4 protein-coding genes are annotated in these 7194 nt (G+C 70.2%); 1 reads left to right on the top strand and 3 read right to left on the bottom strand.

Annotation, left to right across the window (positions count from 1 at the left end):
• The first annotated feature begins 359 nt into the window (after positions 1-359).
• Entirely contained in the window at positions 360-908 is a 549-nt protein-coding gene (locus tag ACZ5DS_RS34670; RefSeq protein WP_468246516.1) for a ferritin-like domain-containing protein, read from the top strand.
• Positions 909-956: 48 nt separating this feature from the next.
• Here ACZ5DS_RS34670 and ACZ5DS_RS34665 read toward each other — a convergent pair whose 3' ends face one another.
• The 3 genes from ACZ5DS_RS34665 to ACZ5DS_RS34655 are packed head-to-tail and all read right to left on the bottom strand — an operon-like array spanning position 957 to position 6976.
• The gene (locus tag ACZ5DS_RS34665; protein WP_468246513.1) at positions 957-2066 is read right to left on the bottom strand and encodes an enolase C-terminal domain-like protein; all 1110 of its coding nucleotides are present in this window, start codon (positions 2064-2066) and stop codon (positions 957-959) included.
• Positions 2063-3868: a thiamine pyrophosphate-requiring protein gene (locus ACZ5DS_RS34660; RefSeq protein WP_468246511.1), complete on the bottom strand. Its 1806-nt coding sequence runs from the start codon at positions 3866-3868 to the stop codon at positions 2063-2065. The genes ACZ5DS_RS34665 and ACZ5DS_RS34660 overlap by 4 nt, the downstream gene beginning before the upstream one ends.
• Before the next feature lie 42 nt (positions 3869-3910).
• Complete coding sequence (locus tag ACZ5DS_RS34655; RefSeq protein ID WP_468246508.1) at positions 3911-6976, bottom strand: FAD-binding and (Fe-S)-binding domain-containing protein; 3066 nt, start codon at positions 6974-6976, stop codon at positions 3911-3913.
• Positions 6977-7194: the final 218 nt, after the last annotated feature.

Below are 7194 nucleotides of genomic sequence, written 5' to 3'. Positions count from 1 at the left end.
AGAGAGAGGGCGGCGTACCCCAGGGCCGGGTGGGACAACTTTGTGGGGGAGGAGAAGGGGAGCGGGGTCCCCCCCCCCCCCCCCCCTCCCCCACCCCCTCCCCCCCCCCCCCCCCCCCCCCCGCTCCCTCCGGGGCGACATGGTTCCGATCGTGTTCAGTATTTCGTGGCCGGCCCTGCTCACCATGCTGCCGCCAGGGACTTGCCGCACCACTGAGGCTGCCATCTGCAGGGGCACGGTGAGGGTCGAGGACGACTTCTGCTCAGCCATGGCCCGCATGCGCACCGAGGGCTGCATCGAACCGGTCATTTCCAGCCAGCGGCCGTGCCTTCGCGCGACAAGCAGGGCAGATCCTCCCCATGAGCGATTCATTCGTCCTGGACGTCACCAGGATTCGCGAAGAAGCCAAGCGCAAGATGGAGGAAGGACCGGTCACCGGTAGCTACGGACTCGACAAGGACCGTGTCATCGCTGTCCTCAACGATGTGATCGCGACCGAGGTGGTGTGCTGGCTGCGGTACACCCGTCACGCGATCTCCGCGATCGGCATCGACCGCGCCCAGGTGTCGGCGGAGTTCACCGAACACGCGGCCGCTGAGATGCACCATGCCATGTTGGCCGCGGAGCGGGTTTCTCAGCTTGGTGGCGACCCGGACTTCGACCCGGCGACCCTGGCCGAGCGCGCTCATACCGACTACACCGCACCGACCCCCGACGACCTCAAGGCGATGCTGGAGCACAACCTGCTCGCCGAACGGATCGTGATCGCCAGCTACCAGGAGATCATCCGCTGGCTCGGAGACCAGGACCCCACCACCCGCCGCATCATGGAGTCGATCCTGGAAGAGGAAGAAGAACACGCCGACGACATCATGGATCTGCTCGGCACACAGGCACCATCTCAGTGACACCGCGACGAGGGTGATGTCGGCACCACCCCGGGCGAACCGCTGCGGTCACTGGGTCCGGAAGGGCTGCCCGCGCTCGGTGTTGACGCTCAGCCCCAGTCCCGGTGGTGCATCGGTGCCCGGGGTGATGACGCCTCCGCCGGGATCAAGGGCGCCGTCGAAGAGGAGGCGTTCGATGCGGACGTGGTCGTGGAACCACTCCAGGTGCCGCAGGTTGGGGACGGCGGCCGCAGCGTGGGCATGGGCGTGCGGGGCGCAGTGTCCGGAGATGTCCAGGCCGTATGCCTGGGCGAGGGCTGCGACGCGCAGCCATACGGTGATGCCGCCACAGCGGGTGACGTCGGCCTGCAGACAGTCGACAGCACCGGCGGCCAGCATGTGCTGGAAGTAGGGCAGGGTGTAGCCGTACTCCCCGGCGGTGACGTCGGCGGTGATCTGGCTGCGTATCGCGGCGAGCGTGCGCAGGTGGTCGGAGGAAACGGGTTCCTCGAACCACGTCACGCCGTGATCGGCGAGCTCGGCGGCCACCCGGACGGCTTGGTGGGCGCTGTAGCCGCCGTTGGCGTCCACGTACAGCTCGGCGGCCTCGCCGATGCTGGCGCGGGCCCGTGCCACGCGTTGCAGGTCGCGGGTTTCCTGCCGGCCCCAGGATTCCCCGATCTTGATCTTGACGCGGGGAATGCCGTCCTTCTCGACCCAGCCCCGTAGTTGCCTGTCCTGCTGCTGGTCGTCGTACGTGGTGAAGCCGCCGCTGCCGTAGACGGGCACGTGGTCGCGTGCGGCGCCCAGGAGCTGGACGAGGGGCAGGCCGAGCAGGTGGGCCTTGGCGTCCCACAGGGCGATGTCGACGGCGGAGATCGCCTGTGCGCAGACGCCGGGCAGGCCGGCGTTGCGTACCGCGCGTTGCATGGCCTCGTTCTGGCGCGGCACGTCGAAGGCGGTCGTGCCGGTGACCACGTCGGCCAGCAGGTCGTCGATGACGTGGGCCGCCGCCGCGGGGGCATAGGTGTAGCCGAGCCCGGTGACGTCACCGCAGTGGACGGTGGCCAGGACGAGCGTGGTGCTGTCCCAGGCGAGGGTGCCGTCCGCTTCGGGTGCGTCGGTCGGAACGGTGTAGACGGCGCTGTCCACGCCATCCACCAGCTTCCCGTCGGTCACCGATGCTCCTCGCGGTGACGGCGGCCGGGCAGGAACTCCTGGACCTTGGCCCTGAACCCCTGCCGGACCATGGCGGCGCGGTCGCTGTCACCCTTGAGGACACTCGCCGCGGCGGCCTCGATCTGGTCGAGGGTGGCGTGCGGCGGGATGGGGGGCACCGCCGGGTCGGTGACGAAGTCGAGCACGCAGGGCCGGTCGGCGGCCAGCGCGGTCTCCCAGGCACCCTCCACGTCGACGGGCTTCTCGACACGCATGCCGTGCAGACCGAGCGAGCGGGCGAAGTCGGCGTAGGCGACATCGGGGATCGACTGGGAGGGCAGGAACTGAGGTGCGCCCTCCATGGCGCGCATCTCCCAGGTGACCTGGTTGAGGTCCTGGTTGTTGAAGACGGCGACGACCAGCCGCGGATCCTCCCACTCCTGCCAGTACTTGGCGACGGTGATCAGCTCGGCCATGCCGTTCATCTGCATCGCCCCGTCGCCCACGAGAGCGATGGCCGGCCGGTCGCCGTACGCGAACTTGGCGCCGATGGCATACGGGACCCCCGGTCCCATGGTGGCGAGCGTGCCCGACAGCGAGCCGCGCATCGCGCCGCGCAGCTTGAGGTGGCGGGCGTACCAGTTGGCGGCCGAGCCGGAATCCGCACTGAGGATCACGTTCTCGGGCAGCAGGTCGCCGAGCGCGTGGGTGACGTACTCCGGATTGATCGGGTCGGCCTCGACGGTGGCGCGTCGCTGCATGACCTCCCACCAGCGGGCGACGTTGTCCTCGATCGTCTGGCGCCAGCCGCGGCTTGTGCTCTGCTCCAGCAGCGGCAGCAGCCGGCGCAGCGTCCGGGCGGCGTCGCCGACGAGGTTGACCTCGAAGGGATAGCGCAGGCCGACCATGTGCGCGTCGATGTCGATCTGCACGGCCCGCGCCTTGCCGAACTCCGGCAGGAACTGGGTGTACGGGAAGGACGACCCGACGACGAGGAGGGTGTCGCAGTCGCGCATCATCTCGTACGAGGGCCGGGTACCCAGCAGACCGATGGCGCCGGTGACGTAGGGCAGGTCGTCGTCGAGGGCGTCCTTGCCCAGCAGTGCCTTGGCCACGCCGGCACCCAGCCGGTCGGCGGTGTCCATGACCTCCGGCCGGGCTCCTCGCGCGCCCTGACCGATGAGCAGGGCGACCTTCTCCCCGGCGTTGAGGACCTCGGCCGCCCGCGCGAGGTCCTCGTCGTCCGGCACCGGCGCGAAGTGCGGCATGCCGAGGCTGGAGGGCACCATCTTGAAGGCGTGCTCGGGCGGGGAGTAGTCCAGTTCCTGGACGTCGGCGGGGATGATGACGGCGGTGACCGAGCGCCTTGTCACGGCGGTGCGCAGGGCCCGGTCGAGCACGTTCGGGAGCTGTTCGGGGACGGTGACCATCGCGCAGAAGTCCGAGGCGACGTCCTTGTACAGGCTCAGCAGATCGACCTCTTGCTGGTAGGAGCCGCCCATGGCGCTGCGGTTGGTCTGGCCCACGATCGCGACCACGGGCACGTGGTCGAGCTTGGCGTCGTACAGCCCGTTGAGGAGGTGGATGGCGCCGGGTCCGGACGTCGCGGCACAGACGCCGACCCGACCCGAGAACTTGGCGTAGCCGACCGCTTCGAAGGCGGACATCTCCTCGTGCCGCGACTGGATGAACCGAGGGTCGTTCTCCGCGCGGCCCCAGGCGGCGAGCAGGCCGTTGATGCCGTCGCCCGGGTAGGCGAAGACCAGCCCCACCTCCCACTCGCGCAGCCGCTGGAGGACGTAGTCGGAGACCTTCGTCGACATGTCTTGGATCCTTTCCGGCGTGGGCTGACTGCCTGTGCCTGGTCAGGGATGGCGCAGGTGCCGTACGACGCCCAGCCCCGTGCCGGCCGTCAGGGCGGCGGCCCCCGCGGTCGCTGCCCATCGGGCCGCGGGGGAGGGGACGGCAGGTCGCCGGGCCAGGCGCTCGGGGTGTTCGCTCGGCAGCGGGCCGTCGAGACCGAGGGCCAGGGCCTCGGCGAGGTGCAGGGCGCGCCGCCCGGTGTCACCCTGCTCGATCTGGGTGCGGCAGCTGAAGCCGTCGGCGAGCAGCAGACTGTCGGGGGCGGCTGCGCGGACGGCGGGCAGGACGCCCTGTTCGGCCACGGCCATGGAGACCTCGTGATGACCGCGTTCGAAGCCGAAGTTGCCGGCGAGACCGCAGCAGCCCTCGTCGAGGACGTCGGCGGTCAGGTGAGCGCGGCGCATGAGCTCCCGGTCCGCGTCGAACTTCATGATCGCGTGCTGGTGGCAGTGAATCTGCACCGTCGCCCGCCGCGCCAGCCGGGGCGGCCGCCAGTCCTTGCGGGCGTGGTGGGCGAGTTGTTCGGCGAAGGTGCGCACCTGCCCGGCCAGCCGCCGCACATCCTCGTCGTCCGGCAGCAACTCGGGTGCGTCGGCGCGGAAGACGGCGGTGCAGGAGGGTTCCAGGCCGACAACGGGTGTGCCCGCGTCCAAGTAGGGACGCAGCACGCGCAGCGTACGGCGCACGACCCGCTGGGCGACGGTCAGCTGGCCGGTGGAGATCCACGTCAGGCCGCAGCAGACCGGCGCGTCGGGTACGGCGACTCGGAAGCCGGCGTCCTCCAGAACCCGTACGGCTGAGATCGCCACCGATGGGTGGAAGAAGGTGCTGAAGGTGTCCGGCCACAGCACCACCGCGGCCGGATCCACCGGATCCGGCTGCACGCTCCCGCGAGCGCGCCACCACTGGAGGAAGGACTCCCGGGCGAACACCGGCGCCGGCCGGGCGCCGTCCACCCCGGCCAGCCGCTTTCCCGCCCGAGCGAGGACCGGTGCATGCAGCACGCTGTTGACCAGCCCCGGTGCCGGACGCGACAGCCGCGCCCATACCGGCAGCCAGCCCATCGAGTAGTGGGCGGCAGGACGCAGCCGCCCCGCGTAGTGGTGGGCGAGGAACTCGGCCTTGTACGTGGCCATGTCCACCCCAGTCGGACAGTCCGACTTGCAGCCCTTGCACGCCAGGCAGAGGTCGAGCGCGTCGCGCACCTCGGTCGAGCGCCATCCGTCGGTGACCGGCGAGTCGGCGTGGCCGTCGAGCATCTCGAAGAGCAGCCGCGCGCGCCCGCGCGTGGAGTGCTCCTCCTCCTTCGTGGCCCGGTACGACGGACACATCACGCCTCCCCGGTGGCTACGGCAGTTTCCGATACCCACGCAGCGCAGCACCGCCCGGTCGAAGGAGTGGTCGTCCCCCGGGTAGCCGAAGTAGGTGTCGGATGCGGTCGGCCGCCACGTGGGGCCGAGCCGAAGTTGACCGTCGACCGGATTCGGGTCGACGACCTTGCCGGGGTTCATCCGGTTGCCCGGGTCGAACACCGCCTTCAGCTCGCCGAAGGCGGCCACAAGCCGCTCGCCGAACATTCGGGCCAGCAGCTCGCCCCGGGCCTGGCCGTCCCCGTGCTCGCCCGACAGCGAACCGCCGTAGGAGATGACGAGGTCCGCAGCCTGCTCCAGGAAGCGGCGGAAGTCCGCAAGCCCCTCCGCCGTCCTCAGCTCGAAGGGGATGCGTGTGTGCACACAGCCCTGTCCGAAATGGCCGTACAGCGAAGGGTGGTCGTAGTCGAACTCCACGAACAGCCGCTTGAGGTCGCGCAGATAGTCGCCCAGGCGCTCGGGCGGGACGGCGGAGTCCTCCCACCCTTCCCAGGTCTCCCGGTCGTCCGGCGGACGCGCGGTCACACCCAGCCCGGCCTCGCGGGCCCTGAGCATCGTGTGCTCCCGCTCGGGATCGTCGGAGAAGGCGACCGAAGCGTCCTTCTCGTCACGGCCGATCGACTTCAGCAGTTCGTGCGCCTGCTCGTCCACGTCCTCCTGACTGTCGCCGGCGAACGCCAGCAGCAGCCAACTGTCGCCCTCGGGAAGGGTGTTGAGGGAGTCGAGGTAGGCGTGCTCCTCGCGCATCAGCTGGGCCATACGCCCGTCCAGGGCCTCCAACTGGCCGGGGGAGCACCGTTCCAACAGCCGGGGTACGTCGTCGGCGGCGCGGCAGATGTCGTCGTATCCGAGGACCAGCAGTGACTGGCTGGGCGGCACCGCAACGAGGTCGAGTTCGGCACGCAGGACGGTCACCAGGGTGCCCTCGCTGCCGACCAGGGCCTTGGCGAGATCGAAGTCGTTCTCCGGCAGCAGGGAGTCGAGGTTGTAGCCGGACACCCTGCGTGGGATCTTGGGGTAGCCGCGCCGGATGTCCGCCAGATACTCGGTGACGATGCGATCCAGGCCTGCGTAGATCCCGGCCCGGCGGCCGCCCTCGGCGGCGATCCTCGCACGCTCGGCCCGGGACGTCGGCCCCACCCACATGCGCAGGCCGTCGTAGGTGAGGACCTCCAGCCGCCGCACGTTGTCCACCGTCTTGCCGTACGCCTGCGCGGACGCCCCGCACGAGTTGTTGCCGATCATGCCGCCCAGGGCGCAGTGGCTGTGGGTCGAGGGTTTCGGGCCGAACTGCAGGCCGTGGTCGGACAGCCGCCGGTTGAGTTCGTCCAGGACGATGCCCGGCTCCACCACACAGGTCCGGGTCTCCGGGGCGACCGAGACGAGGGCGTGGCAGTACTTGCTCCAGTCGACCACCACGGCCGCATTCGTCGTCTGGCCGGCCAGGCTCGTGCCTCCGCCTCGCGACAGGACAGGAGCCTGGAAGCGTGCACATACCTCGATCGCGTGGGCGCCGGCCTCGACACTGCGCGGAAGCACGACGCCGATCGGCACCTGCCGGTAGTTGGAGCCGTCCGTGGAGTAGGCGCCCCGGGTGCCCGGGTCGAAACGGACCTCGGCATCGGTCTCGTGCTGCAGAGCCGCGGCCAGACCAGCCGTGTCCACCGTGACCGTCCGTCGTGCAGGCGCGGTGGTCATCGACACGACCAGCCCGTCACTCCGGTGCATTCCTCGTCGGCACGCTTGCTCATCATCGGTCTCCAGTCCTCGTACCGGCGCCCCTCCGCCGACTCGGCCCTCGGGTACCCCGGCACCACGGAGGTAACAGCGATGAGCCGGTGTGCCGGGCGCGCGGACGAGGAGGGGGCCTTGCTCGACAGAACTCGACGGAAGCCGAGGAACCCCTTGGCAGCCGA

This window comes from Streptomyces sp. NPDC031100, from assembly GCF_055570785.1.
This window is presented reverse-complemented; position numbering and strand designations above follow the sequence as displayed.